Below are 25,530 nucleotides of genomic sequence, written 5' to 3' on the forward strand. Positions count from 1 at the left end.
AGTTAAAGGAAATTGCAATGACACAGCGCCTGCATCTCGTCTTTGGTGGCGAACTGGTGGACCCGTCCCGGAACGTGTTCAAGGACGTTGACGATTTGCATATCGTCGGGATTTTCCCGAACTACCAGGCAGCCTACGACGCTTGGAAATCCGAAGCGCAGCGCACCGTCGATAACGCGCACATGCGTTACTACATTGCGCATCTCCACCGCCTGCGCGACGAAGAGAACGCTGCAACTGCAACCGAAGAACTCGGCTGATAACCACGTGCGCGGATCGCTTGGGCTGTCGGCCTATCGCACAGTGTCAGGGCGGCGCGCGCCGCCCCCCTTTGCACCCACTCGGGACAGACCATCCGGTGAACTGGTTTGGATTCATGCGGCCGAACCGGGCAACAACCGTGCGCTCAATGATCTAGCCCATCGGCTGACCGCAATGCGACCTGGATGCAGCGTTTTGTTGACAGCAGCGCATGATGATTTTGGCGACCGCGGCTCTGACTGCATCTGGCAGGAATCGATGCCGCCCGATCATCCCGTTGTTACAGACGCGTTTATTGCCCACTGGGCGCCCGATGTTCTGATCTGGGCCTGGGGTGATCTGTTGCCCAACTTAATCCTGTCTGCGGCCGAGAAGGGTACCCACATGATGTTGGTGGATGCTGCCCGAGATGGATTTGAAAGCAGACGTGACCGGTGGCTACCGGAAGTGCCCCGCGCCCTTCTTGCGCAGTTTGACCACGTCACCGCGCGCGACGAAGACGCGCATCTCCGTCTTGCGCAGATGGGTCGCCCGGTCTCTGCAATGGAACTGGCACAGCCGCTGCATCCGTTTGGTAAAATGATGCCCGCTGTTGAAAGTGATTTGGCAGATCTGGCGGCCGCGCTTGGGGGGCGACCGACATGGCTGTCTGCACGCACCTCGCCGGCGGAATGTCCAAGCGTGTTGGCAGCTCATAAAACGGCGCTCAAGGCATCGCACCGGTTGCTGCTGGTGCTGCACTTCTCCGATCCAGCGCAAGCGCAAGAAGCGGAAAAACATGCAAGCGACCAGGGGTTGCGCGTTGCCAACTGGGCCGACAGTGCCTTTCCGGACGAGAACACACAAATTCTGATCGCTGACGAAGATGCGGAACTCGGGTTATGGCTGCGCGTGGCCACCGTAACATTCCTGGGTGGGTCCATGAGAACTGGTTCAGACGTATGTGACCCTTACTCCGTTGCAGCACATGGAACGGCTATCATTTACGGCCCCCATGTCGGCCCCCATGTCGATGCTTTCACGCGATTGATGAATGCGGGTGCCGCCCGGATCGTGAATGACACCACGTCACTCGGTAGGGCTGTGGGTCAGATGATCACACCCGATCACGCTGCACATATGGCCATGGCCGGATGGGATGTGGTGACACGCGGCGCGGACAGTCTCGACCGGATCATCTCGCTGACGCAAACCCGCCTTGACGCACGACACAAAGGAAAACCCTAATGCGGGCCCCGGCTTTCTGGTCCAAACCGCAACCTGACTGGACGGCGCGGCTGCTGAAACCACTTGGTGCGCTCTATGCACGCGCCACGGCACGCCGACTTGCCCGCGGCACGCCGGAAAGGGTGCCGGTTCCCGTCATTTGCGTTGGCAATATAAACGCAGGCGGCACCGGTAAGACACCCACGGTGATGGCAATCGCCGAACGGCTAAGGAACGCCTTTCACGACCCTCATATTGTCAGCCGTGGCTATGGTGGAACCGAAACTGGCCCCGTTGAGGTAAACCCGACCCAACACAAGGCCGAACAAGTTGGGGACGAACCGCTACTGCTCAGCGCCTTTGCCCGGACATGGGTTGCCCGCGACCGCGCTGCCGGGGCGCATGCTGCGATTGCGGCCGGGGCAACAGTGATCATCCTGGATGATGGTTTCCAGAACCCAACCCTGCACCAAGACATATCCATCGTAGTTGTGGATGCCGAAACCGGCTTCGGCAACGGCCTGTGCCTGCCGGCAGGACCATTGCGCGAACCTGTGGAAGCCGGACTGGCGCGGGCGGACATGATATTGTCGATCGGCCCGAAAGAGGCACAAAGCCAGTTTGACACCAGCCGCCTTCCACAAGCGTTGCCGCACATCCGGGCCGACCTGCAGCCGCTGCAAACCGGGATGGACTGGACGAACACACCAATGGTCGCCTTCGCCGGGATCGGACGACCGGACAAGTTTTTCAACACCTTGCGCGGGCTTGGAGCAAACGTTGTCCGCACCGAAGCACTCGGCGATCACCAGAAACTCAGCACTGCATTCCTGACCCGTCTGGAACGCGAAGCACGCAGCATCGGTGCACAACTGGTCACAACGGAAAAGGATGCAGCGCGATTGCCGGCCGCTTTCCGATCAAGGGTCATCACCCTGCCCGTCAGACTCGTCTTCGAAAACCCGGACCAACTGGACGCGAAACTCAACGCGCTGCCAAAACCAACTTCTTCTGACTGAAAATACCACCGCCGGAGGCGCAAACGCAGCCGATAGGCGCGTATGGAAAACATCATGTCGCGCGTTAGCGCGTCTATTCGACAGATACAAAAAGCGCGGTGCCCAACCATCAGGCCGGGCACTGCATATCAGATCAGCTGCCTGCCGCCTCGTCGATCAGGCGGGACATCTCGTTGTAAGCCATATTGTTGTACTTGGTGCCGTTGATGACAAAGCTTGGGGTCGAATTGATGCCATCCTCTGCCGCGTTCTGCTGATACCAAGCGACAAGTGTACGAAGGTTGTCAGCATCTGTCAGGCACGCCTCAATCGTGTCACCCGACAGACCGGCCAAGCGACCGATCTTGCGCAGCTCGTCCGCGATCTGTGCTGGATCCCCGCCACCAGCACGCGCCCATTCGGACTGCCCGGAATACAGCATATCTGTGACGCCAAAGAAGGTTTCAGGCGTGCCAGCGCAGCGTGCAATGGCCGAGGCCCAGAGGCCAAACCGGTCAAAGTACACTTCGCGGTAGATGAAGTTGACCTTGCCCGCATCGATGTAGTCCGACTTGAGTTGCTTGTATGCACCGGTGTGGAAAGTCGCGCAGTGCGGGCAGGTGTAGCTCGCATACTCAATCACTGTGACGGGCGCATCTGGGTTGCCCAACTGCATTTCGACCACCGATGACGTGTCGATATCATCCGATGCTTCCTGTGCATTGGCCGCACCAAGCAAGCGCTCGGCCTGTGCCTGTTCCTGCGCGCTAGGCCCGCTGGATTGCATCGAACTATAAAGGAAATACCCTCCAACGCCGACAACAACGGCGAGGATAGCAACGATACGGTTCATGTGCGTGTTCCTTGTTTTTCTTTTGTAAGGATATGTGCACCCAGCCGTTCCAGGGCTGCGCGCAATGTTTCGTCTTCGACAGGGGCAACCACATGGGCTGCAGCCTGGGTCATCTCAGGCGCTGGCTCTGTCGGCGCGGTGTCTTTAGACCGATGTTCAAACGCCACCTGCCCATCGGCAAAACCGGTGGCCGCTGTTTGCGTGATCCGAATACGCGCAATGGCATTGTAGCCATAGACCGCGTTTACCCGTTCGCGCAGCTGGTCCTTCTGCATCTCCAGCATTGGGGCTTGTGCCCCCGTGGTCAGCAGGGTCAACGTCGCCCCCATACCGCCACGGCCATAGCTGACCTCGACCGGGCGAGCAATGGCAGCCACGTCTGCCCCAGCCACTTCGGCCCAATCTGTCAATAGGCGGCTCTGGGCAAAGCCCCGGCTTTCACTGGCCTGCCGAATCCGCCCGGTCAGCAAAGATGCTGTCCGTTTGAACCCTTTTGTACTGGCACGCCGCATGGCCATGGCTATGTTCCCTGTCACTCACTCGTGATCATAGCGGATCAATGCGTGATCACCAGCAATCTCAATAGGAGAGCCATAACTCTTGCGTGACCTCAGCAGTGAACTTCTGGACTGGTACGATGTCCACGCCCGCAAGATGCCGTGGCGGGTTGGCCCGGCAGACAGGAAAGCGGGCGTGCATCCGGACCCATATGCTGTCTGGATGTCCGAGATCATGCTGCAACAAACCACTGTTGCCGCCGTCACCGAATACTTCAAACGGTTCATCGCGCGCTGGCCTACGGTAACCGACCTCGCGACAGCGGAAGACTCGGAGGTCATGGGAGAATGGGCCGGCCTTGGATACTACGCCCGCGCCCGTAACCTGTTGAAATGCGCACGCGCCGTTGTCGCCGATCACGATTGCGCATTTCCTGCTGACCACGCCGCCCTGCTCAAACTGCCCGGCATCGGCCCCTATACGGCCGCTGCCATTGCATCGATTGCCTTTGGCTTGCGGCACGTCGTGGTCGATGGAAATGTCGAGCGGGTCATGGCACGCATGTTCGACGAACATACCCCCCTACCCGCATCCAAGCCGATCCTGACCGAACATGCCGACAAGCTGACACCACAGAACCGCCCGGGCGACCACGCACAGGCGGTCATGGATTTGGGGGCCACCATTTGCACCCCCAAGTCGCCAGCTTGCGGCATTTGCCCCTGGCGCGATCCGTGCAAGGCGCGTGCGGCGGGAACGGCACCAGAACTGCCGAAGAAAACCCCGAAGAAAGCCAAGCCGATCCGGCACGGCACCGTCTACCTTGCCCAGCGATCAGATGGCGCATGGTTGGTCGAAACGCGCCCGGACAAAGGGCTGCTGGGCGGCATGATGGGCTGGCCCGGTTCAGATTGGGTAGACACCTCGCAACCGCGCCCGCTAAACGCGCCGCTTGAGACCGACTGGATCAAGCTGGAAGGAGAGGTGCGGCACACCTTCACTCACTTCCACCTGATTCTCGATGTGATGGTCGCCACGGTCAGCAACACGGAACCCGAGCGCGGATACTACCTTCCGCGAGACAAATTCCGGCCCTCCGACCTTCCAACCGTGATGCGCAAGGCCTTCGATCTGGCACAGAAGTGACGACACGCGGCGTCGCGTCACCCTTGGCAGAAACGGGCACTTGTCATTAAGCTGCGGCGCGCAACCAGAGGAGCAACCGAGCATGACACTCCCGCCGGAAACTGTCGCAAAAGTGCAGAATGCCCTGCCCTTTGCAATGTCCTTCCTGTTGATCCCGCTGGTGATCATCAGTGCCATCTACGGTGGGTGGACCGTGATCCTTTTACCCGTGGTGACATGGTACATGTTCTCGATCCTCGATCTGGCGGTGGGCCTGAACACCGACAACGCCGATCTTGAGGCAACCGATGATGACCTGTTCTGGTATCGGACGATCACGACGGCCTGGGTGCCCGCGCAATTCCTGATGCTGTTCGGCCTGATCGCTTACGTCGCCCCGGCAGATCACCTCAACACGCTCGAAAAACTGGCGATCTTCTTTGGCGTGGGCGTCATTACCGGCACGGTCGGGATCAACTACAGCCACGAGTTGATGCACCAGAAGAATAAGCTCGAACGCTGGTTGGGCGATGCGCTCTTGGCTATGGTGCTCTATTCCCATTTCAGGTCCGAACACCTGCTGGTGCATCACCGCTATGTCGCAACCCCACGCGACCCGGTCACGGCCCGCATGAATGAAAGCTTCTACCGATTCTACCCGCGCGTTCTGAAACAGTGCTTCCTGTCTGCGTGGACCGCCGAGAAGGCGATGCTGGCCCGTAAGGACCTACCAGCCACAGACAGCTCAAACCCGTTCTGGAAATACGCCTACCTACAACTGGTGTGCTTCCTTCTAGCCTTTGCGCTTGGCGGCTGGGCGGGCGTCGGCCTGTTCATTCTGCAAGCAGGCGTCGCCATCTGGCAGCTGGAACTGGTCAACTACATCGAACACTACGGCCTGACGCGCAAACATCTGGGCGATGGCAAATACGAACACGTGCAACCGCGCCATTCGTGGAACGCCGCACACAAGGCATCGAACTGGTTGCTGATCAACCTGCAACGGCATTCCGATCACCACTACAAGCCCGACCGCCGCTTCCCAGTGCTGCAAAACTATACCGAAGCCGATGCGCCCCAGTTGCCCTACGGCTACCCCGTCATGACCATCGCCGCGATGATGCCCAAGGTTTGGAAACGGGTTATGAACCCGCGCGTTCAGAAGTGGCGGGATATGTACTATCCCGAAATCACCGATTGGACGGCGTACAACAAAGCCGCGAACCCGCTCCCGCGCTAGTCCATCACCCAAACGGGCAGACGTTCGGCAACACCACGCACAGACTGGTCGGGCGCGCGGCAGAAACCCCCTGACGCTCCCGCAGCAGTTACAACAGCGTCGCTCACGATGGCCCGCACATTCAGCGTGCGTGTCATCGCTTCAAGCCGGTTTGCCACGTTTACCGTATCGCCAAGAACCGCGAACTCCAGCCGATTTGCACCGATATCCCCTAGAACAACTGGCCCGTAGTGAAGGCCAAATCGTGCATCGATTTCAGGCAAGCCATCTGCACGGCGATCAACATTCAGCGCATCCATCCGGTCCGCCATCGCCTTCACACAGGCCACGGCGCGGGCCGCGTCGTCCTGCAACGGCAATGGCGTGCCAAATGTCGCCATCAACCCGTCGCCCAGGTACTTGTCGAGGGTTCCACCATGGGCAAACACCTCGCTCTCCATCCTGGCGTGAAAGGCGCGCAGGGTCTCGATCACCTCTTGGGCCGGTCGCTTGTCGGCATAGGCGGTAAAACCCGCGATATCGACAAACAGCACCGCCGCATCATGGCTACGGATCTGGCCCAACGGCTCGTCCTTGGTCGACAACTCTTCGACCATAGTGGGGGAAAAATACCGCGCCAGGTTGGTCCGTTCGCGCGCCATTTCGGCACTGTCGAGGACAAGCATCTGATACCGGCGCACGGCCACGGCCAGGATCACAGCCACCACCAGAAAGACGACAACCTGCTGGAACCGCAAATCCCAATTGACGTTATTGGGGTCGAACGCCCGGGCCAGATCAGGATGGTTCGGAAACATCGCATTGGCTGCATCAGTCAGCTCAGGAAATGTCCGACCAAACCACCAGACACACAATGTCCCTATTAGCCACAGGGCCATGGTCCAGTTGCCAATGGCTATGATCGTTCGCCAAGAATAGGTCAGGACCCCGGCGGCCAGTATGATAAAGAAATACTGAAAAACCTCGAAGTTGTAGATCAACGCCGTCGGCATCGGTTCGCTCTGCAGCGGGTTAGGCACCAGCAGTGCAAGTGTCATCAGCAGAAGGTCCGCAAATAGCAGTGCCAACTCGGCCCGCGACTGTCCCACGCGGCCGACACGGCGCTGGGCCAAACCGACGAGAATCAGACAGAACAGCAAGAACAGATACCAGATCACGTCCCAGTTCGGGTTCAGAAAGACCAGCATTACCGCCGTCACCGACAACGCGCCCACACGCGCCTTCACCGCCAGGTCCATGCCTTCCCGCTTGTTGCGGGCCAGCGCTTCCTGCGCGTGCCGATGTGCGGGAATTTCGTCTTCGCGATCCGTGCGTTGCGACACCGGCAACGCACTGCTTGCATCCACCATGATCTCTGCCCTCTTTGCCTCCACCGTCTAATGTAAACCGTATTAACAAAAAAGCCCCGCCAAAAAGGCGGGGCGTAGGTGCAGTGCCCTATTGGGCCTTCAGTGAGGCCGCAGGCACCTGGCGGTGTCTCGTGAATTAGTCGTGCATCTCCGACCGGATCTGCTGGCGCAGCACGTCGATTGGCACAACCTTGCCCTCGCGTTTGAAACACCAATAGGTCCAACCGTTGCAGCTGGGCGCGCCCTCAAGATGAGCGCCGACTTGATGGATCGATCCCTTGATATCGTCGCCGATCAACGTGCCATCGGCACGGACCTTGGCCTTGTGACGCTTGTTCATGGAATACAGTTCTTCGCCCGGACGCAGCATGCCGCGTTCAACCAACTGGCCAAAGGGCACGCGCGGTTCGGCACGCTTGGAGGCGGACACGGACAAGGCTTCCTTGTCGAACTTGCGCACGGATGCGATGCGTTTCTCGGCAACCTTACGATAGGCGGCTTCACGCTCAATCCCGATGAATTCACGGCCCAGCATCTTGGCAACAGCCCCGGTTGTGCCCGTACCAAAGAACGGATCAAGCACAACGTCACCCGGATTGGTCGACCCAACCAGCACACGGTGCAACAGGCTCTCGGGCTTTTGAGTCGGATGCGCCTTGTCGCCTGCCTCGTCCTTCAGACGTTCATGGCCGGTGCAGATGGGCAGAACCCAATCGCTGCGCATCTGGATACCTTCGTTCAGGGCCTTCAGTGCTTCGTAGTTGAAGGTGTATTTGCTGTTCTCGTCTTTGCCCGCCCAGATCATCGTCTCGTGCGCATTGGTAAAACGCTTGCCACGGAAGTTCGGCATCGGGTTGGACTTGCGCCACACCACATCATTCAAGATCCAGAACCCTTCGTTCTGAAGCGATGCGCCCACGCGGAAGATGTTGTGGTAACTGCCAATGACCCAGATTGCGCCATTGGGCTTCAGCAGGCGACGTGCTGCTTTCAGCCAAGCTGTTGTGAATTCGTCGTAGGCGCGGAACGAGTTGAACTGATCCCAATGATCGTCAACTGCATCAACTTTCGAGTTGTCCGGGCGGTGCAACTCACCCTTGAGCTGCAAATTATAGGGCGGATCGGCAAAGATCAGATCAACGCTGCCAGCAGGCAGGCTGTTCATCACATCAATGCAGTCACCCGCAATAATCTGGTTCAAGGGAAGCGCGTCGGCGCCCTTTACATGTTTCGTCATCGTCTGCCTCTGTCCCGGCGCTTTGTGCGCTCATTGGTTGCAGCCAATGTGAGTCATACCCGATTCGCCGTCAAATTCTTTTTTGAATCAGGAGCTTACGATTTTTTCTTGATACAATATATTGTGGACGGGTTTAAAGGTTCGTCTATGGTGTGGGGTCACCCCAAGATTTTCCAATGCCAACCTGTGGCTTTTTGACGGATATCCCATGTTCGTTTCCCAACCATAGCCGGGATGCTGTTGCGCCAAATCCACCATGATCCGATCTCGACATATTTTGGCCACAATTGAGGCCGCCGCGATGCTGAACGACCGGGCGTCGCCGCGCACGATCGGGGTCGCAGGTAATGTCAGGCCACGCGGCAACATGGTGCCATCAATCAACAGGTGATCAGGGCACTCACGCAACCCAGCCACAGCGCGCTCCATCGCCAGATGTGAAGCACGTAGGATATTCAGTTCCTCGATCTCGTGTACGGTGGCATGGGCAACAGACACATCCGCAGTTGCCAGGATCGCCCCCCACACAGCCTCCCGCTTGCGCGCGGTCAGTTTCTTTGAATCATCCAACCCCTCGGGGATCGCACCAGGGTCCAAGATCACGGCTGCCGCCGTCACAGGCCCTGCCAATGGCCCACGGCCAACCTCGTCCACGCCAGCCACACGCCCGCCAATCCGCGCTTCCATCTCAAAGTCTGGCACAGCCTGTCCGTTTCTTCTGACCCAAAATACCACCGCCGGAGGCACAAAACGCACTTTCTGGAAGAAAGTGCAAACATCTCGTGTCGCCGCAATGCGATGCAACAAAAAAGGGCGGTGCCCGAACACCGCCCTTTGCAAGGTGGACCATGGGGGCATGGTCCATCCGCCCGCTCTTACCGACGGGCCAACTGATATCCATGACGGTTCAGGCATCGCGCCGCGTAACCCCGACGCCAGCCACGATCTGTATAGACTTCGCGGTGACATGCGGCAGGCAGGCTGCGCGCGAACTTGTAATGGTTGTTCAGACAACGCTGACCAAAGATGCGGCGATGACCGCGATCAGTGTTGAAGCTGCGCAGACATTTTTGCGGCAACAGCTTGCGGTCCACACGCTTGGGCAATGGCTTCGGATGCACCGGCGTGTGAACAGTATGACGACGCTTTTTGTCTTTCTTCTTTTCGTGAATGACGGCGCCCACGATGGCCAGACCCAACAAGGCAGCAAGCGCCGCACCAACCTCATCATCACCTGCTCGGGCAGGGGCAGCACTGAAACCTGTGATGGCAATGGCAACGGCGGCAATAGTTCCGATAAACTGGCGGTGAATGCGAAGTGTCATGGGGCGTCCTTTCCAACGTGATTTGACCGAGCAGACCAAGCAGCATCTGCGCTGGTTCAAACTTGGGGCCACCCCCGCCAGACAGGCAATAACGCCCCCTTGCTATCGAATATCAGGTATCTCAGCCCTCTGATGTTATTGAATATCTGCCCAAGTCAGCGCAGGTTGGGATCATGAAAAAGATCGCCATATCTATCGCCTTGTCGCTGGCACTGGCCGGGGCTGCTCAGGCCCAGTGCTTTGCGGACTACAAAGCCAAACAGGACAACCCCCTGCGACTGCATTATGGTGTGGCGCAAGTCTCTGGCGCGTGCAGCGCCGGGAATGCCACGCAACAACTCAGATCACGACTGGCGGCGCAGGGCTGGACATTGCTGCAGGTCCAATCTGTATTCGGCCCCGAAGGTCTCGATCAAAGGAAAGCCAGTGCAGGACAATACTACCTCCGCTTCTGACATGCGGCGTACGGGCGGCAGGCTCGTGACCCTTGGCATCGCGGGCATTCTCCTTCTTTTGGTTCTGGCCGCTGCCCTTCTGTTCTTCACCTTGCCGGATGCAGGTGCCTTTGACGCTCGCGTCGAACGCATGTTCATCGAAAATGCCGACCTCACGAGTCAGGCCGAAATCAAACTGCTGGAAATCCTCGCCCAGTCCGGCACCGCGTTCGCCGACACTCTGGCAAGCTACCGTTTGGTGATCTTCGTGCTGCTGGTCTTTGCCACCGCCATGATGATCGCCGCCCTCGTGTTCGTCATACTGCTGGTGGGCTTCAACCGCCGTATGGCCCAAATCGAACGGGCAGGTATTCAGGTGAACTCCCTATTGATCAGTCGCGAGGAAAACACGGTCTACCTCAACAACCTCGGCTTCAAACTGACAGACGCAGCGATGGAAACGATGTCTGTTCTGGCCGAAGCGCGCATGGACGACGACGTCCTCTCGGGCTCCGAAATCGAAGGGGTCATCTCGGGCCGCTCCGCTGCCGATTGCGAGGAAGCTGCGGGCGCCACCCGCATCAAGCGCCTGCGCGATACCCTCGGCAACCAGATCGTCAGTGAACTTCTGGTCAAGAACATCGCACGGCGCGGGTACATGCTGGCGGTCGAAAAGGACGTGATCAAAGTTCTCTGACAAGCCTCTTCATCTTGCCAAGTAAACTTCCGCCGGCGGCATACCCATCTGCCAGCGGCAGATGTATAAAATCGCGTGGGGCGTATGCGCCGCATTTCAGCAGTAGCCACCGGTGCGCGCGCGGGTCTAGGGTGCTCTCAAAGACAAGGAGACCACCCATGCCCGCCCCCATCAACCCGTTCAAAACCGCGATCAAAAGCGGCGACACCGTCATCGGCTGCTGGCTGTCATTAGGCGATCCGCTTGCCACCGAAATCGCGGGCACCGCCGGGTTCGACTGGCTGCTGATCGACGGCGAACATACACCTTATGATATCTCGAGAATGCGGATGCAACTCATGGCACTGGAAGCATCGGACAGCCACGCCGCTGTGCGCGTTCCGGTGGGCGAGACATGGATTATCAAGCAGGTGCTCGACGCAGGCGCGCAAACCGTACTGGTGCCCATGGTCGAAACGGCGGAACAGGCTCGGCAACTGGTGCACGACGTCCGCTACCCCCCGACCGGCGGGCGCGGGGTGGGCTATTCCGGCGCGCGGTGCAGCCGCTTCGGCGCAATCACCGACTACGGCCCCACCGCCGATGACCAGATCTGCCTGCTGATCCAAGTAGAAAACCGTGCAGGCATCGCCAATCTCGACGACATCCTCGCGGTCGATGGTATCGACGGTGTCTTCATCGGCCCAGCAGACCTCTCTGCAGATATGGGCCACATGGGCCAACTCACCCACCCCGAGGTGCAGGCCACGATCAAGGACGTCATCGCCCGGATCGAAGCGGCTGGCAAAGCGCCCGGCATCCTCGCCACAACGCCCGACTTCACGCAGGACGCTCTCGACTGGGGCGCACGGTTCGTCGCCACGGGGCTTGACCTCCTGATCCTCGCCAAAAGCCTGCGCGAGTTGGCGCAACGCTGGAAACGCTAGGACGCCGCCTTCAGCCCGACCGACGCCTGTGTGTAGCCGCCCGCAGCGCCGTCGATGAAGTGCACATGGGTGTCATCCATGATGGAGGGCACGATACATGTCATCATGGCTTCGTCTTGGGTGTGCATGCCGTAGCGCACGACACCCTCGGCCCGCGCCTTATCCAACACATCCCGCAATCGCGCGACCGTGCCCGCATCGCAATCAATCGTCATTTTGAGCCCGTCATCGAACTTGCGGAAATCCGCGTTGCCGCCGACCGTCTTGCGATAATGCGTTGGATCAAAACCACCGAGCTTGATGCCGGTCTTGATCAACACCCAGGCGATAAACGTCTCGAACAATACCTTACGACGCGCCGCCTTCACACCTTTTCCGCCATGGCTTGCATGCGCCTCAAGCGTTGCCCCCACCGGCGGCCAATCCGTGCCCGGACCCTCGGGCGGCGACGGGTGACCGCCCCGATCCAGATGCGCTACCTCAGCCAGCACAACCTCGACCACCGCGCCAAACCGCGCTTGATCCACTCTCTCAACCGGCGACAAAAGCAGCGAGAGGATTGTCCCGTTCCGCGCCTTCATGTGGCTCCACCGACAACTTAAGCCTGTCAGATCGGGCTGTGTCCCCGCGGGGACAGGCGGCACGGTGTCGGCTCCTGCCTTCATCTCTGCCTCGGCCCAACTGACCCCGCCACCGGCAAACATGGCGTAATCCACTCCGTCCGATACAGCATAGCGGGCCACGGCCACCTCTGGCCCAGCAGCCCGAATGTCGGCCACGGAATATTGCCCCACACGCAGACCCATATCAAATTCGGTGCGTGCCCAGTTTTGAACTGCAGACAGCGCCCGTCCCGCCTCTTCCGCGAACTCCGGCGGGTGTGCAAAGGCCGCCCCATCCCCGCCAAAGACAAAAGGAAAAGCCCGGCCGCCAGCCGCATTCATCTGGGCCGAGATCACCGCCGCCCCAATCATGTTCACCGTCTTGTACTTGCCCGCAGCCACCGCATCCGTGGACCCCACGATGTCAGAAACACCGACCACCCAATCGTCAGGCAAAGGCGTGTAGTGGCTCAAATCAGCCACATCCGCAAAGACCGTCAATCGCGGCAGATCGTCATAAAACATCTTGTACCTCTTCCCCCCGACCCTATCACGGGCGGGTCCCCACACAATGCGCCTTGCACCTCCCCGCGCCCCATGCCACGCAAGCGGCAGAAGTGAGGACCCCATGCAAACCGGATTGATCCTGCTGGCGCTGGCCTATGTGCTCAGCCAGTTCTTTCGCGCCTTTCTGGCAGTTCTGACAGGCCCGCTTGAGGCTGATCTAGGCATCACGCCCGACGTGCTTGCCACGGCCTCTGGCTATTGGTTCCTTGCCTTCGCACTTATGCAACTGCCCGTGGGCAAGGCGCTGGATACGCTTGGCCCACGCCGCACGGGTGGCTGGCTGTTTCTGGTCGGTGGCGCAGGCGGGGCGGCCCTTTTCGCTGTGGCCCAAGGCCCAATCTACATCCACGCCGCCATGGCCCTGATCGGCATTGGCTGCTCACCCGTCCTTATGGCCAGTTTTTACATCTTCGCGCGCGAGTTTGATCCGGCCCGGTTTGCGACGCTGGCAGCGCTGATGATCGGGATTGGCACCATCGGCAACCTGATCTCCAGCTACCCCATGGCCTTTGCGGTCGACACAATGGGCTGGCGCCTCAGCATGTGGGCGCTCGCAGCCGTCACAGCCATTGTCGCAATAGGAGTCCTGCTGTCTGTCCGCGACCCGGCCAAAGCAGACTCTGCAGGCAATGGATCCTTGTTTGACCTGCTGCGCATGCCGGTCCTGTGGCTCATCATTCCGATCATGTTCGTCAACTACGCTCCTGTCGCTGCCGTGCGTGGCCTGTGGATCGGGCCCTACCTGCGCGACGTATTCGACCAGACGACGGCCCAGATCGGGATTGCCACGCTGGTAATGAGCCTTGCCATGATCCTCGGCACCATCGCCTATGGCCCGCTCGACCGAATTTTTGGGACCCGCAAGTGGATCGTCTTCACAGGCAATGCCCTGACGGTTGCAATTCTGGCCCTGGTGATCTTCTGGATCGACGCTGGCCCATGGACCTCGATCATTCTGTTTGCCGCCATCGGCGCACTTGGCGCGTCCTTCCCGGTCATCATCGCTCACGCGCGCAGCTTCTTCCCCCCGCACCTTACCGGGCGCGGTGTTACCCTGATGAACCTCTTTGGAATCGGGGGCGTCGGAGTCATGCAAACCATCTCGGGGCGCATCCACACGGCCACGGCAGGCGGCGATCCATCCGCACCCTACATCGCGATCTTCGGCTTTTTCGCCATCGCGCTCGCGATAGGTGTGGCGATCTATGCACTAAGCCGTGACTCCACCGACTGACGCCCTTTCCCCCATCCGGCAATGGGTGTAAGGGCCACGCACCTACCCGAAAAGGAGTCGATTATGGGGTATCGTGTCGTCGTCGCGGGCGCCACCGGTAACGTGGGCCGCGAAATGCTGAACATCCTGGCCGAGCGCCAGTTTCCTGTGGACGAGCTCGCCGCGCTGGCAAGCCGCCGTTCGCTGGGCACGGAAGTGTCCTTTGGGGAGCAGACATTGACGACAAAAGACCTTGACACGTTCGACTTCACGGGCTGGGACATTGCGCTCTTTGCCATCGGCTCGGACGCGACCAAGAAATACGCGCCCGTCGCAGCCAAGGCCGGCTGCGTGGTCATCGATAACTCGTCGCTCTATCGCTACGACCCTGATGTGCCGCTGATCGTGCCCGAAGTGAACGCCGACGCGATCGAGGGCTACGCGAAGAAGAACATCATCGCCAACCCCAACTGCTCGACCGCGCAAATGGTCGTGGCGCTGAAGCCGTTGCATGATCGCGCCAAGATCAAGCGCGTGGTGGTCAGCACTTACCAATCCGTGTCCGGTGCTGGTGCTGCCGGCATGGATGAGCTGTGGGACCAGACCAAGGCCGTGTACAATCCCACGACCGATGTAGAGCCCGCCAAGTTCACCAAGCAGATCGCCTTCAACGTGATCCCGCATATCGACAGCTTCATGGACGACGGCTCGACCAAGGAAGAATGGAAGATGGTTGCCGAGACGAAAAAGATCATTGATCCGTCGATCAAGGTCACGGCCACTTGCGTGCGTGTGCCCGTGTTCGTTGGCCACTCCGAAGCTGTGAATATCGAGACAGAGGATTTCCTCGACGAAGACGAAGCGCGCGACATCTTGCGCGAAGCGCCCGGGATCATGGTGATCGACAAGCGCGAGGACGGTGGCTACGTCACGCCGGTGGAATGCGTGGGCGACTTTGCCACGTTCATCAGCCGCCTCCGGCAAGACAGCACAATCGACAACGGCCTGAACTTCTGGTGCGTGTCGGACAACCTGCGCAAGGGTGCTGCCTTGAATGCCGTGCAGATTGCCGAAGTGCTGGGCACACGGATCCTGAAAAAGGGCTGAAGCCAAAACGCATATTGCGGGGAACAAGGGGCCAATCGGCCCCTTTTCTTTTGCCCGCCCCGGTGCAGAGTAGGGATATCAAACAAAAGGTGTCCACATGCGTTTTGCCGTGATCCTCGCCCTGCTGCCATTGCCCGCCCTCGCCGATACATTTGTGGTTCAGGCCCCACCGGTTGCGGCAACCATCTATGCCCAAGGAGCCCTTGTTTCACGCAACACCAGCCTGCAATTGCCTGCCGGTCAGCACAGGCTGGAACTGCGGGACATGGACCCATCCCTGTCGCTGGATGCGATGAACATCCGCCTGAACGGAGCAACCATAACCTCGCGCAGCTGGACCGCTCGACCGGACGGCCCCTATCGTGCGCCGCGCACCCCCGAATGGATGGTAGCGAAAGCCGCACTGGAAGCCGCCACAGAAGTCTTGGCCGCACTTGATGATGAAATTGCACTGGCTCAGGCCTCGGCCCAGGCGGCGCAAGATCAGATAGACTTCCTGAACGGCCTGACCGTTTCCGAGGATACAGCGACGGATGTGGATACGCTGCGCGCCATCGGGCAACTGATTGCAAGCGACGGAACCGCCGCGCGCGCGGCCATGCGAGGTGCCGAGGTCGAGATACGGAAACTGAAGCGCCAGCGGCCCGACCTTGAATTCAGTGTTGCCAAAGTGCAGGCGGCATTGGATGCAGCAACACCAACCAACACGGCCCCCGCGACGCTGTCCTTGAGCATCGACGTGCCTGAACAGACAGAGGCAACGCTCGACCTGTCCTACATCACAGGCGGTGTGTCATGGGCGCCCGTCTATGCCTTCGATCTGGTCGACAATACATCCCTTTCAATCGCGCGCAGTGCCGTCATCTCGCAATTCACAAACGAGGATTGGACCAACATCGAACTGACGCTATCCACGCTCGAACCCTTTGCCCAATCCGAACCCAGCCAATTGTGGCCACAGCGTCGCCGGATCGAAGACCCGGTACAGCAGAAACGTGAACTGCTGCGCATTGAATCCGACAGCGCCATGGGTATTGCCGAGCCCATCATCGAAGCGCCGGTCATCGTCCAAGAGGTGGCCTCCGCCAATTTCGACGGCATCGGGGTGACCTACACCCTACCCACACCCGCAACTATCCGTGCAAAAAGCGAAGAGCTTGAGATCGCCCTGGATACGTTAGTGATGGACGCAGCGCTGAGCGCGCGCGCTGTCCCGCGCTTTGATGACGCTGCTTTCCGACTGGCTAAGGTCACCAACACCAGCGCCGAAATCCTACTGCCGGGGCGCGCATTGCTCTATGTAGACGGTCAGCTTGTGGGCAACACCCAAGTAAGCGCGCTGCCGCCGAATGCTGAGGCAGACATATTCTTTGGCCGCATCGACGGCCTGCGCCTGACCCGTACCGTCCTCAACCGCAACGAAGGTGATCGCGGGATTATCACCCGCTCGAACGAGGAAACCGAAGAGGTGCGGATCGAGGTTGAGAACCTGACCAATCAGGCATGGGATGTGGCAGTGCGTGACGTCGTGCCCTTTTCAGAACAGGAAGACCTCGTGATTGATTGGTCTGCTTCGCCTGCGCCGAACATCAGCGCGGTGAACGATCAGCGCGGCATTCTCGAATGGCAAATGTCAGTCCCAGCCGGGCAAACACAAAGCATATCGGTCAATACGAAGCTCACTTGGCCCGAAGATAAGGTGCTGCGCTAGTAACGGCCTAATAGCGGTGATCTAGGCGGTTTCGTCAAAGTTTAGCCAAGTAGAGACCTCACTCAATCACCTGATTTTGTTCAGTGTTTACAGGCCTTGGGCGATTTTCGACATAATGCTGGTTTCTGGAAAGGAATCGGTAATTCTGCGCTGGGATACTTACATCACCAACGGGCCCCTCGGGCCGCATACGACGCAGGACACCGCAACCCCGGTTGCCCATAATCCTGCAATCAGGGCGATGCAAAAGCGCGCCTGTCTGCAGTACATGATGCTGCATGGGTCAGTGGCAGGACGCCATGTTTAATTCGCCTGATCGATGGATGCGCGGGCTTCGGGTTTTTGCACATGCATCACAGCTTCGACAGCGCTGCGCCTCGTGCTGTGCCATCGAAACAAGACTTCTGCGCGGTGAAGGAACCAGTGAATGGGTGAGTGGCGTGCGGATGAGTGAGGTAACGAGTGGTTTGGGCGGTGCATCCAGTGGGAGGCACCGCCCCTTTTTTTAAAACCGTTCGGCCCGTAGCACTTCGCAATCGCCCACAGTGACAATGCCGATATGACGCTCCACCACGGTAAAAGCCGCATCCAACAATGCGTCCAACCGCTCGGGCCGGATCACACAGATCACTTGCACCATGCCCGTACCACGGCTGACCTGACCTTCACGGCTCCATGTGCCAGACTGACCGGACCCACCCAGAACGGGCAATATGGTCCATCCCGTTACACCAGCGTCGGCCATGGCATCAGTCAAACGACTCTGCATCACTTGCTCAATGATGATGGCAACGCGTTTCGCCTTGTGCGTCTGCATGGTCTATCCTCCGGTCAGCGCGCTGGCGGCGGCAACATAGATCGGGATGCCCAGCGTCAAGTTGAATGGAAACGTGACCCCCAGCGACAGGGTCAAATAGATGGATGGGTTCGCCTCGGGCAGCGCTACGCGCATCGCGGCGGGCACGGCAATATAGCTGGCTGACGCAGACAGCACCATAAACAGCGCCACGCCCCCGGTGCTGACGCCCAGCAGCAGACCTGTAAGACAACCAAACGTGGCGCCAACCAGCGGCATCACCATACCAAAAGCCAGTACACCTGGGCGCAAAACACCTGATCCACCGCGCAGGCCGCGCCCCGCAACCAGTCCCATGTCCAACAGGAACAGGCACAGCACACCCTGAAACGGCGACACGATAAACGCCTCTATCTTCACCAGCCCGTCCGTGCCGGTGATCCAACCAATCAAGAAGCTGCCGACCAACAACACGATTGACCCGTTCAACAAGATCTCACGCATCAGTTCAGGGTCCATGCGACGGCTGTCCCCACCGCGAGAGATCAGCCACAAGGCCGACAAGATCGCGGGCGCTTCCATAGCTGCGGCAACGGCCACCATGTACCCTTCGGCCGCAATCCCACTACCTTCCAGCACAGACGATGCTGCCACAAAGGTCACGATGGAAATCGAGCCATAGTGGGCTGCCACCGCTGCTGCATCCAGGCGGCTGAGGTTCCCCATCACCTGCAGCAACCCAAAGGCCACCATGGGCAAAGCCGCCGATAACACGATCCCCGCCAAAAGGGAGGCCGCCAGCGTTCCGTCAATGCCGTGATCAGCCACGCTCACGCCGCCCTTGAAGCCGATGGCAAACAGCAGGTAGATCGACATGCCCTTGGCCACGGCCTCTGGAATATTAAGGTCGGACCGCGCCAGCGACGCGGCCACACCCAATGCAAAACTCAGAATGATGGGCGACAGCAAGTTTGTCGCCGCAAGGCTCAGGATCTGATCCAAATCTGTCCCCTCGGGTGTGCCGGCTCAGACCGGCTGGAAATCAAGTGTTTTGCCCATGAATTGCTTCAACCCGCCCTCGGCGATGTCTGTCCAAAGGCCGTGAATGCTCAAAGAGCCAGTGTTCACCCGCTCTTCGACAAAGGGGAAGGACATCAGGTTCTCCATCGAGGTCACGACGGCCAACTGTTCAAGACGCTCGGCCTTGTCCTCTGGGGTTTTCATATCGGCCACTTCGGGGAACTTCGGACGCAGGATGTCCATCCAGCGCCCCACAAAGCTGCCCTTTTCTTCCAGCTCGGGCGCGCGCCCCTCGCACATGTCAATACAGCCCTGCACGCCGCCACAACGGGAATGGCCAAGCACAACCAGATGCGCGACTTCCAGAACATTGACCGCATATTCGACCGCCGCCGAGGTACCGTGATGTTCGCCATCCGGTTCAAAGGGCGGCACCAGATTCGCAATGTTGCGATGGATAAAGAACTCGCCCTGGTCCGCGCCAAAGATCGACGTCACATTCACCCGGCTGTCACAGCAAGAAATGACCATTGCGCGTGGGCGCTGCCCCTCGGTCGCAAGGCGTTTATACCAAGCGCCATTCTCGGCATAGGTCGTCGCCTTCCATCCCTGATAGCGCTGCAAAAGGAAGGTAGGAAGCGGCTTGATCCTGTGCATGTGCGTCCCCGGTTCATCTGGTCATTGCTTGTCTGGCAGGGTGACTAGCCCGAATTCTTGTCAAATTCGAGCGAAAAGACTGACCCATCATAACGATTTGGGAAGAGTGTTTGACCCATAACGGATCGAAGCCGTGGGGGCATACCGACTTTTGGGTGAGTAGAGGTGACGTTTTGTCGACAGTAACACAAATTCAGTTGCACGAATCCGTGCAAGTCAATCATGACCGCCTGAATGCGCTATACGGGGAGATGGACCCCGCCAATGCCGAAGATGTCGTGTGCCGCGCGATGGAGGAGTTGGCTCTGCGCATGGCGCATTGCGATCGGTTGTATCGCAAGGGTGAACTGGACGACCTGCGCCGCGCAGCCAAATCCATGATCGCAATTGCGGATCAGATTGGCATGGATGTGCTGGCAGGCGTTGCGGGTGACGTTGTCCGGTGTGCGAAGGCGCGGGATCAAGTGGCACTGGCAGCCACGCTTGGTCGCCTTATGCGCACCGGCGAAGGATCGTTGAGTGCGATTTGGGATCTGCAGAACATCACTTTGTGATCTGTACGACCACTTGCGGCAGCAACCAAACAGTCTAGGCTCTGCGCGACACGCTACGCAGGACCTTCACCGCCATGAACCTCAGCTTTGCCAAGCCGGATGACGCAATCCGCCCTATCCACGTTCTTGATGAGACTGCGGCGCCTGATTGGCTGAAAAAACAACCACAGGCTGTTCAGAATTGGGCCACGGCACATGACTTCAAGGGCGCGCTGGGACAAGCTTTGCTTTTGCCAGATGATGCAGGGGCGGTCATTGGCTACGGCAATGAAGAAACACGCGCCCGCGGCCGTTTTCATCTGGCCGCCGGGGCCGCCAAGTTACCCGTAGGCACGTACAGCCTTGTCTCCGACCTTGATGCCGACACCCTCGCCAACGAAGCCCTTGGCTGGCTGTTGGCCGGCTACCGGTTCGACCGGTACAAGGACCAACCACCGATGCGTGCCCATCTAATCGCACCGGACGGCGTAGATGCTACGCAAATAGAAGCCATCGCCAATGGCGAAGCGCTTAGCCGCACCTTGATCAACACGCCGGCCTCGGACATGGGTCCACCCGATCTGGAACAAGCCGCCCGTGACCTCGCATCCACATTCAACGCAGAGGTCAGCGTCATCCTTGGTGACGACCTGCTGACGCAGAATTTCCCGATGATCCACACGGTTGGCCGGGCCGCAGACCGCGCGCCACGACTGATCGACATGACGTGGGGCACCACTGGCCCGAAACTCACCCTGGTGGGTAAGGGGGTCTGTTTTGACACCGGTGGGTTAAACCTGAAACCCGGTGCGTCCATGGGACTAATGAAAAAGGATATGGGCGGGTCCGCCGCCGTGCTGGGCCTCGCCCATATGATCATGGCTACAGGCTTACCAGTCCAACTGCGCGTCCTGATCCCCGCAGTGGAAAACAGCGTCTCCGGCAACGCCTTCCGCCCACAGGATATCTTGACCAGCCGCAAGGGCCTCACGGTCGAGATCAACAACACCGATGCCGAAGGACGCCTGGTTCTGGCCGACGCATTGGCATTGGCGGATGAGGACAATCCCGACCTCATCATCTCCATGGCAACGCTCACCGGGGCGGCGCGCGTGGCAGTTGGTCCGGACCTTGCGCCCTACTATGCCGACGACGCCAGTCTCGTCGCAGCACTCGAAGCCGCGGCCCTCGCCTCCGCCGACCCGGTCTGGCGCATGCCGTTCCACGCACCCTACGAGGCCATGATCGAACCCGGCATCGCCGACCTCGACAACGCGCCCAAGGGCGGGTTCGCAGGTTCGATCACCGCGGCCCTCTTCCTTCGCCGGTTCGTGGAGCAAAGCCGCTACATGCATTTCGACATCTACGGCTGGCAACCCACCGCTGCACCCGCCCGCCCCAAAGGTGGCGTGGGTCAGGGCACGCGTGCGCTGTTCGCCGCCCTACCAGACATGTTGAACCTGTGACGGACCGCCGAACCACCCCCGATCCACGTCTGGTGGACGGCAACAGACCGGGTCAGGTCATCGTGCCTCACGTGGATCTGCTGTCACGCCCGAATGGCCCCCGCGACCGGCAACTGATCGGTGGCGCCACGCTCACAGTGCTCGGCAACAGCGATGACCACGCCTATGTGCGCGCCGATCTCGATGGCTATGTCGGCTTCGTCCCCGCCGCTGCGCTTGGCCCTGTCACGAACCCCACACATGTCGTCACATCACCTGCCGGACACGCCTATTCAGACGCCAGCATTAAATCCCCAGAAACGGCCAACCTGACTTTCGGAACGAGGCTTACAGCCCTCTCCAACACGCAGGATTTCATCGAAACCAGCCTCGGCCACGTCCCAAAATCACAAATCTCGCCTGCGCCCTACGCAGCAGACGCCATCCAGACCGCACGCCTCTTCCTCGGGACACCCTACCTCTGGGGCGGCAACACGCGGTCCGGCATCGATTGTTCTGGCCTCGCTCAGATCGCATTGACCACCGCGGGCATACCCTGCCTCGGTGACAGCGACCTGCAGGAAACAGCCTTCAAAGACGCCACGGGGCCATACGCACCCGGTGACCTGCTCTTCTGGAAAGGACATGTCGCGCTTGTGACCAGCCAAACCCACATGATCCACGCGAACGCCTTCCACATGGCCGTGGTCGAAGAGCCTATCGCCGACGCCACAAAACGCATCGCACAAAAAGGTGACGGCGATATCACGAGCCACAAACGCCCCTGATGTTCTTCTGACCAGAAAATACGATCGGGGAGCTCGAGGGGCGGACAGCCCTTCGTCAGCAAAAAATAAATCGCGCCCGCGCAGCGGACCTTATTCGACGGCGCGGATCAGCTTGCGTTCCAACACGCGCAACACGGTCTTCAGGTCCTGCCCGCGGCGCAGCACCTGACCATCCATGCCAATCACCGCGTACATCCCCTGCTTGCCCCGTAGCTTCGGACGCTTTTCGATCCGGTACATCGGGTTTTCGGCCGTCCGGCGGAACACTGAAAACACAGCCACATCGCGCAGGCAGGAAATGCCGTAGTCGCGCCATTCGCCAGCGGCCACCATACGGCCATATAGGGACAGGATCACCGACAACTCGGTCCGGTGAAAGGCCACCTGTGGGCTCGGCATCTCGCGTAGATTTGAGGGGGAAGGCGTGTGCAACGTCATGCCGCCACAGTTGCGCGACCCGCTCACAATTTCAAGAGCCATGGCAACACGCTTGAAAGCGTTACAGAAGCGGGGCAAAGTCGCGCGAGTCTGAAACGCATGGGGAGGATGCCGGATGACACCACAAGAACGCGCCCAGCGCTGCGCCGACACCATGTGGGCGACGGATGAGGCCAGCCAAGCGCTGGGGATGCGGATCGTGCACATCGCGCCCGGTGCGGCGACGCTCACCATGCAGGTGCGCAAACATATGCTGAACGGACATGGCATCTGCCATGGTGGCATGATCTTCACACTGGCTGACAGTGCCTTTGCCTTTGCGTGCAACACCTACAACCAGATCACGGTCGCTCAGCAAAACCAAATCACATACCTTGCCCCCGGCAATGCGGAAGAGGTCCTGACAGCCACCGCCACGGAAACCGCCCGCCAAGGCCGCTCCGGCACCTATGATGTCACTGTCACTGGTGCGGACGGGCGCAAGATCGCCCTGTTTCGCGGCCTCTCCCGCACGATCACAGGCACTCATTTCGACGAGGACCCGACATGAAAGACCTCACACCCGACCGCAGCACACTCGATCCCATCGAAATCGCCAGCCGGGACGAGATAGTGGCGCTGCAAGTCGACCGTCTGAAATGGTCCCTGAGCCACGCTTACACGAATGTCCCGCACTACAAGGCCGCCTTCGACGCAGCAGGTGTGCACCCGGACGACCTGACAGCGCTCAGCGATCTGTCGAAATTCCCCTTCACGACCAAACAGGACCTGCGCGCAAACTACCCGTTTGACATGTTCGCAGTGCCGCGAAACCAGGTTAAGCGCATTCACGCGTCCTCGGGCACCACAGGCCAGCCAACCGTCGTGGGCTACACGGAAAATGACCTGGCCAACTGGAGTCAGGTCGTCGCCCGCAGCCTGCGTGCAGCGGGCATGCAACCCGGTGACCTTCTGCACAACGCCTATGGTTACGGGCTGTTCACTGGCGGGCTTGGCATCCACCTCGGCGCCGATGCACTCGGGCTCACCACCATCCCCATCTCGGGCGGTATGACCCCGCGACAGGTCCGCCTGATCGAAGATTTCAAACCAAAGGGGATTACGGTCACACCGTCCTACGCCCTGTCTGTTCTCGATGAATTCAACGCGCAGGGGCTCGACCCACGTGCCTCCTCTCTCGAAGTAGGCATATTTGGCGCAGAACCCTGGACTAATGCCATGCGGACCGAGATTGAGCAGGCTTTCGATATGCACGCTGTCGACATCTACGGTCTATCCGAAGTTATCGGCCCGGGCGTGTCGATGGAATGCGTCGAAACCAAGGACGGGCTGCATATCTGGGAAGATCACTTCTTGCCCGAAATCATCAACCCTGAAACGGGCGAACCCGTGGCTGATGGCGAAATAGGCGAGCTTGTCTTTACCTCACTGACCAAGGAAGCGTTTCCGATTGTTCGCTACCGCACCCGTGACCTGACACGGCTGCTGCCAGGCACGGCGCGCAGCATGCGGCGGATGGAAAAGGTCACGGGACGCAGCGACGACATGATCATTCTGCGCGGCGTCAACGTCTTCCCCACCCAGATCGAAGAATGCCTGATGGCCTCGCCTGGCCTCGCCCCGCATTTCCAGATCGAACTGAGCAAGCCCGACCGCATGGACCAGATGCGCGTGCTTTGCGAGGCGGCAGATGCCAGCACAAATCGCGCGGATGCAGGGAAAACACTGGCCAGCCGGATCAAGCAAACCATCGGGATCAGCGTCGCCGTGGATGTGGCCAATCCGGGTCAGGTTGAGCGATCACAAGGCAAGGCAGTGCGGATTCTGGACAAACGATAGGGTCGCGCTCAGGCCTCGCTCTCTTCGATCCAATACCAGTACGCCACCGACCACGTCGCCAACCAGATCAAGCCAAACAACGCCGGGTCAGATAGCACGTTGTAAATGGCCCACTGATCTGTGGTCAAAGCCCGCCGTGCCATCTCGTTTGCTCCAGCCGATAGCAGCGTGATCGCGATCCACGCGGCATGCAACACATGCCAGCCCTCAGGCTCAATCTCCAGCGCATGGCCCAACGTGCGCTCCAGCAGGCTGGGACGCGCCAGTGCACCAACAGCAAGGATACCAGCAAAAGCAACGGCCCCTACGGTCGGGCGGATCAACACGAATGTCTCATCGTTCAACACGATACCAAAGGCGGTCAGGATCAAGGCAAGGACCAGCGTCGACACCGCCAACCACGGAACACTGCCATCCCACCGCCATCGCACGGCGACAGCCAGGGCAGTTGCCACAACGGCCAAAGCGGCGGCCCACAAAAGCCCGCCGATCATATGCCCCAGCAGAAACGCGGCGCCGGGCAACAGCTCCAGTACAATGCGGCGATCCATTGGAGCGATAAAGTAACGCGCTGGCCTTGCGACAAGATGCAGGGCGACAAAACTGGCAAGGGACAGAGCTTTTCTGCCTCAGCATTTGCGAGTTTGGACGGTCAAAACGCTTCC

General features: G+C 59.6%; 28 protein-coding genes. 16 read left to right on the forward strand and 12 right to left on the reverse strand.

What is annotated here, in order from left to right; all coding sequences use genetic code 11:
- Window positions 1–17 precede the first annotated feature (17 nt).
- Genes Q1A51_RS15700 through lpxK form a run of 3 tightly spaced genes read left to right on the forward strand, consistent with a single transcriptional unit; the run spans window position 18 to window position 2,486 of the window.
- The gene (locus Q1A51_RS15700) at window positions 18–260 is read left to right on the forward strand and encodes a DUF4170 domain-containing protein (RefSeq protein ID WP_299202908.1); all 243 of its coding nucleotides are present in this window, start codon (window positions 18–20) and stop codon (window positions 258–260) included.
- Between the two features lie 7 nt (window positions 261–267).
- Window positions 268–1,488, forward strand: coding sequence for a glycosyltransferase N-terminal domain-containing protein (locus tag Q1A51_RS15705; protein ID WP_299600513.1), 1,221 nt, complete (start codon window positions 268–270; stop codon window positions 1,486–1,488).
- Window positions 1,488–2,486, forward strand: a complete 999-nt coding sequence (lpxK, locus tag Q1A51_RS15710) for a tetraacyldisaccharide 4'-kinase (protein ID WP_299600517.1) — start codon at window positions 1,488–1,490, stop codon at window positions 2,484–2,486. The genes Q1A51_RS15705 and lpxK overlap by 1 nt, the downstream gene beginning before the upstream one ends.
- A gap of 133 nt (window positions 2,487–2,619) precedes the next feature.
- Here the strand turns inward: lpxK and Q1A51_RS15715 are convergent, their stop codons facing one another.
- Window positions 2,620–3,318 (reverse strand): DsbA family protein, encoded by a 699-nt coding sequence (locus tag Q1A51_RS15715; RefSeq protein ID WP_299202917.1) that lies wholly within the window; start codon window positions 3,316–3,318, stop codon window positions 2,620–2,622.
- Complete coding sequence (locus Q1A51_RS15720) at window positions 3,315–3,836, reverse strand: DciA family protein (protein ID WP_299202920.1); 522 nt, start codon at window positions 3,834–3,836, stop codon at window positions 3,315–3,317. Before Q1A51_RS15720 ends, Q1A51_RS15715 begins: the two co-directional genes overlap by 4 nt.
- A gap of 82 nt (window positions 3,837–3,918) precedes the next feature.
- Here Q1A51_RS15720 and mutY point away from each other — a divergent pair, with 82 nt between their 5' ends.
- Entirely contained in the window at window positions 3,919–4,962 is a 1,044-nt protein-coding gene (gene mutY, locus Q1A51_RS15725) for an A/G-specific adenine glycosylase (RefSeq protein ID WP_299600522.1), read from the forward strand.
- Between the two features lie 82 nt (window positions 4,963–5,044).
- On the forward strand, window positions 5,045–6,181 hold the full coding sequence (locus Q1A51_RS15730; RefSeq protein ID WP_299600525.1) for an alkane 1-monooxygenase: 1,137 nt from the start codon (window positions 5,045–5,047) through the stop codon (window positions 6,179–6,181).
- Here the strand turns inward: Q1A51_RS15730 and Q1A51_RS15735 are convergent.
- From Q1A51_RS15735 to Q1A51_RS15750, 4 genes are all read right to left on the reverse strand, one after another.
- Window positions 6,178–7,530, reverse strand: a complete 1,353-nt coding sequence (locus Q1A51_RS15735; RefSeq protein WP_299600527.1) for an adenylate/guanylate cyclase domain-containing protein — start codon at window positions 7,528–7,530, stop codon at window positions 6,178–6,180. The genes Q1A51_RS15730 and Q1A51_RS15735 overlap by 4 nt on opposite strands.
- Window positions 7,531–7,666: 136 nt before the next feature.
- Entirely contained in the window at window positions 7,667–8,767 is a 1,101-nt protein-coding gene (locus tag Q1A51_RS15740; protein ID WP_299202930.1) for a site-specific DNA-methyltransferase, read from the reverse strand.
- 87 nt (window positions 8,768–8,854) lie between these two features.
- Window positions 8,855–9,454: a ribonuclease HII gene (locus tag Q1A51_RS15745; protein ID WP_299601138.1), complete on the reverse strand. Its 600-nt coding sequence runs from the start codon at window positions 9,452–9,454 to the stop codon at window positions 8,855–8,857.
- Window positions 9,455–9,642: 188 nt separating this feature from the next.
- Complete coding sequence (locus Q1A51_RS15750; RefSeq protein ID WP_299202932.1) at window positions 9,643–10,092, reverse strand: hypothetical protein; 450 nt, start codon at window positions 10,090–10,092, stop codon at window positions 9,643–9,645.
- 173 nt (window positions 10,093–10,265) lie between these two features.
- On the opposite strand from Q1A51_RS15750, the gene Q1A51_RS15755 reads away from it, so the two are divergent.
- From Q1A51_RS15755 to Q1A51_RS15765, 3 genes are all read left to right on the forward strand, one after another.
- Window positions 10,266–10,547: a hypothetical protein gene (locus tag Q1A51_RS15755; RefSeq protein ID WP_299202935.1), complete on the forward strand. Its 282-nt coding sequence runs from the start codon at window positions 10,266–10,268 to the stop codon at window positions 10,545–10,547.
- On the forward strand, window positions 10,519–11,223 hold the full coding sequence (locus Q1A51_RS15760; RefSeq protein ID WP_299600530.1) for a hypothetical protein: 705 nt from the start codon (window positions 10,519–10,521) through the stop codon (window positions 11,221–11,223). Before Q1A51_RS15755 ends, Q1A51_RS15760 begins: the two co-directional genes overlap by 29 nt.
- Window positions 11,224–11,381: 158 nt before the next feature.
- Window positions 11,382–12,149, forward strand: a complete 768-nt coding sequence (locus Q1A51_RS15765) for an HpcH/HpaI aldolase/citrate lyase family protein (RefSeq protein WP_299600532.1) — start codon at window positions 11,382–11,384, stop codon at window positions 12,147–12,149.
- Here Q1A51_RS15765 and Q1A51_RS15770 read toward each other — a convergent pair.
- On the reverse strand, window positions 12,146–13,276 hold the full coding sequence (locus Q1A51_RS15770) for a DUF3095 domain-containing protein (protein ID WP_299600534.1): 1,131 nt from the start codon (window positions 13,274–13,276) through the stop codon (window positions 12,146–12,148). The two genes, Q1A51_RS15765 and Q1A51_RS15770, sit on opposite strands and share 4 nt — an antisense overlap.
- A 103-nt stretch (window positions 13,277–13,379) precedes the next feature.
- On the opposite strand from Q1A51_RS15770, the gene Q1A51_RS15775 reads away from it, so the two are divergent.
- The 3 genes from Q1A51_RS15775 to Q1A51_RS15785 all read left to right on the forward strand — a co-directional run bounded on the left by Q1A51_RS15775 (window position 13,380) and on the right by Q1A51_RS15785 (window position 17,349).
- Entirely contained in the window at window positions 13,380–14,552 is a 1,173-nt protein-coding gene (locus tag Q1A51_RS15775; RefSeq protein ID WP_299600536.1) for an MFS transporter, read from the forward strand.
- Window positions 14,553–14,615: 63 nt separating this feature from the next.
- Window positions 14,616–15,638, forward strand: a complete 1,023-nt coding sequence (locus Q1A51_RS15780; protein ID WP_299553607.1) for an aspartate-semialdehyde dehydrogenase — start codon at window positions 14,616–14,618, stop codon at window positions 15,636–15,638.
- 97 nt (window positions 15,639–15,735) lie between these two features.
- The gene (locus Q1A51_RS15785) at window positions 15,736–17,349 is read left to right on the forward strand and encodes a DUF4139 domain-containing protein (RefSeq protein ID WP_299600539.1); all 1,614 of its coding nucleotides are present in this window, start codon (window positions 15,736–15,738) and stop codon (window positions 17,347–17,349) included.
- A gap of 505 nt (window positions 17,350–17,854) precedes the next feature.
- Here the strand turns inward: Q1A51_RS15785 and Q1A51_RS15790 are convergent.
- The 3 genes from Q1A51_RS15790 to Q1A51_RS15800 are packed head-to-tail and all read right to left on the reverse strand — an operon-like array spanning window position 17,855 to window position 19,822.
- Window positions 17,855–18,166 (reverse strand): transcriptional regulator, encoded by a 312-nt coding sequence (locus Q1A51_RS15790; protein WP_299202956.1) that lies wholly within the window; start codon window positions 18,164–18,166, stop codon window positions 17,855–17,857.
- Window positions 18,167–18,169: 3 nt separating this feature from the next.
- Window positions 18,170–19,147: a sodium-dependent bicarbonate transport family permease gene (locus tag Q1A51_RS15795; protein ID WP_299600543.1), complete on the reverse strand. Its 978-nt coding sequence runs from the start codon at window positions 19,145–19,147 to the stop codon at window positions 18,170–18,172.
- Window positions 19,148–19,171: 24 nt separating this feature from the next.
- Window positions 19,172–19,822: a carbonic anhydrase gene (locus tag Q1A51_RS15800; RefSeq protein WP_299600545.1), complete on the reverse strand. Its 651-nt coding sequence runs from the start codon at window positions 19,820–19,822 to the stop codon at window positions 19,172–19,174.
- A gap of 209 nt (window positions 19,823–20,031) precedes the next feature.
- On the opposite strand from Q1A51_RS15800, the gene Q1A51_RS15805 reads away from it, so the two are divergent.
- The 3 genes from Q1A51_RS15805 (at window position 20,032) to Q1A51_RS15815 (ending at window position 22,588) form a co-directional block, all read left to right on the forward strand.
- Window positions 20,032–20,376 carry a hypothetical protein gene (locus Q1A51_RS15805; protein ID WP_299202964.1) on the forward strand — a complete coding sequence of 115 codons (345 nt, stop codon included), beginning with the start codon at window positions 20,032–20,034 and terminating at the stop codon, window positions 20,374–20,376.
- A gap of 74 nt (window positions 20,377–20,450) precedes the next feature.
- Window positions 20,451–21,821 carry a M17 family metallopeptidase gene (locus tag Q1A51_RS15810; RefSeq protein WP_299600547.1) on the forward strand — a complete coding sequence of 457 codons (1,371 nt, stop codon included), beginning with the start codon at window positions 20,451–20,453 and terminating at the stop codon, window positions 21,819–21,821.
- Window positions 21,818–22,588: an NlpC/P60 family protein gene (locus Q1A51_RS15815; protein WP_299600548.1), complete on the forward strand. Its 771-nt coding sequence runs from the start codon at window positions 21,818–21,820 to the stop codon at window positions 22,586–22,588. The genes Q1A51_RS15810 and Q1A51_RS15815 overlap by 4 nt, the downstream gene beginning before the upstream one ends.
- A 90-nt stretch (window positions 22,589–22,678) precedes the next feature.
- Here the strand turns inward: Q1A51_RS15815 and Q1A51_RS15820 are convergent, their stop codons facing one another.
- The gene (locus tag Q1A51_RS15820; RefSeq protein ID WP_299601140.1) at window positions 22,679–23,026 is read right to left on the reverse strand and encodes a DUF2794 domain-containing protein; all 348 of its coding nucleotides are present in this window, start codon (window positions 23,024–23,026) and stop codon (window positions 22,679–22,681) included.
- A gap of 115 nt (window positions 23,027–23,141) precedes the next feature.
- On the opposite strand from Q1A51_RS15820, the gene paaI reads away from it, so the two are divergent.
- A complete protein-coding gene (paaI, locus tag Q1A51_RS15825; RefSeq protein ID WP_299600550.1) occupies window positions 23,142–23,576 on the forward strand; it encodes a hydroxyphenylacetyl-CoA thioesterase PaaI in 435 nt (144 codons plus the stop codon).
- On the forward strand, window positions 23,573–24,865 hold the full coding sequence (paaK, locus tag Q1A51_RS15830; protein ID WP_299600552.1) for a phenylacetate--CoA ligase PaaK: 1,293 nt from the start codon (window positions 23,573–23,575) through the stop codon (window positions 24,863–24,865). Before paaI ends, paaK begins: the two co-directional genes overlap by 4 nt.
- An 8-nt stretch (window positions 24,866–24,873) precedes the next feature.
- Here the strand turns inward: paaK and Q1A51_RS15835 are convergent, their stop codons facing one another.
- Window positions 24,874–25,416, reverse strand: a complete 543-nt coding sequence (locus tag Q1A51_RS15835; RefSeq protein ID WP_299600554.1) for a septation protein IspZ — start codon at window positions 25,414–25,416, stop codon at window positions 24,874–24,876.
- Window positions 25,417–25,530 lie beyond the last annotated feature (114 nt).

Origin of the sequence: uncultured Tateyamaria sp., from assembly GCF_947496075.1 — a bacterium.
In the GTDB taxonomy this organism is placed as follows: domain Bacteria; phylum Pseudomonadota; class Alphaproteobacteria; order Rhodobacterales; family Rhodobacteraceae; genus Tateyamaria.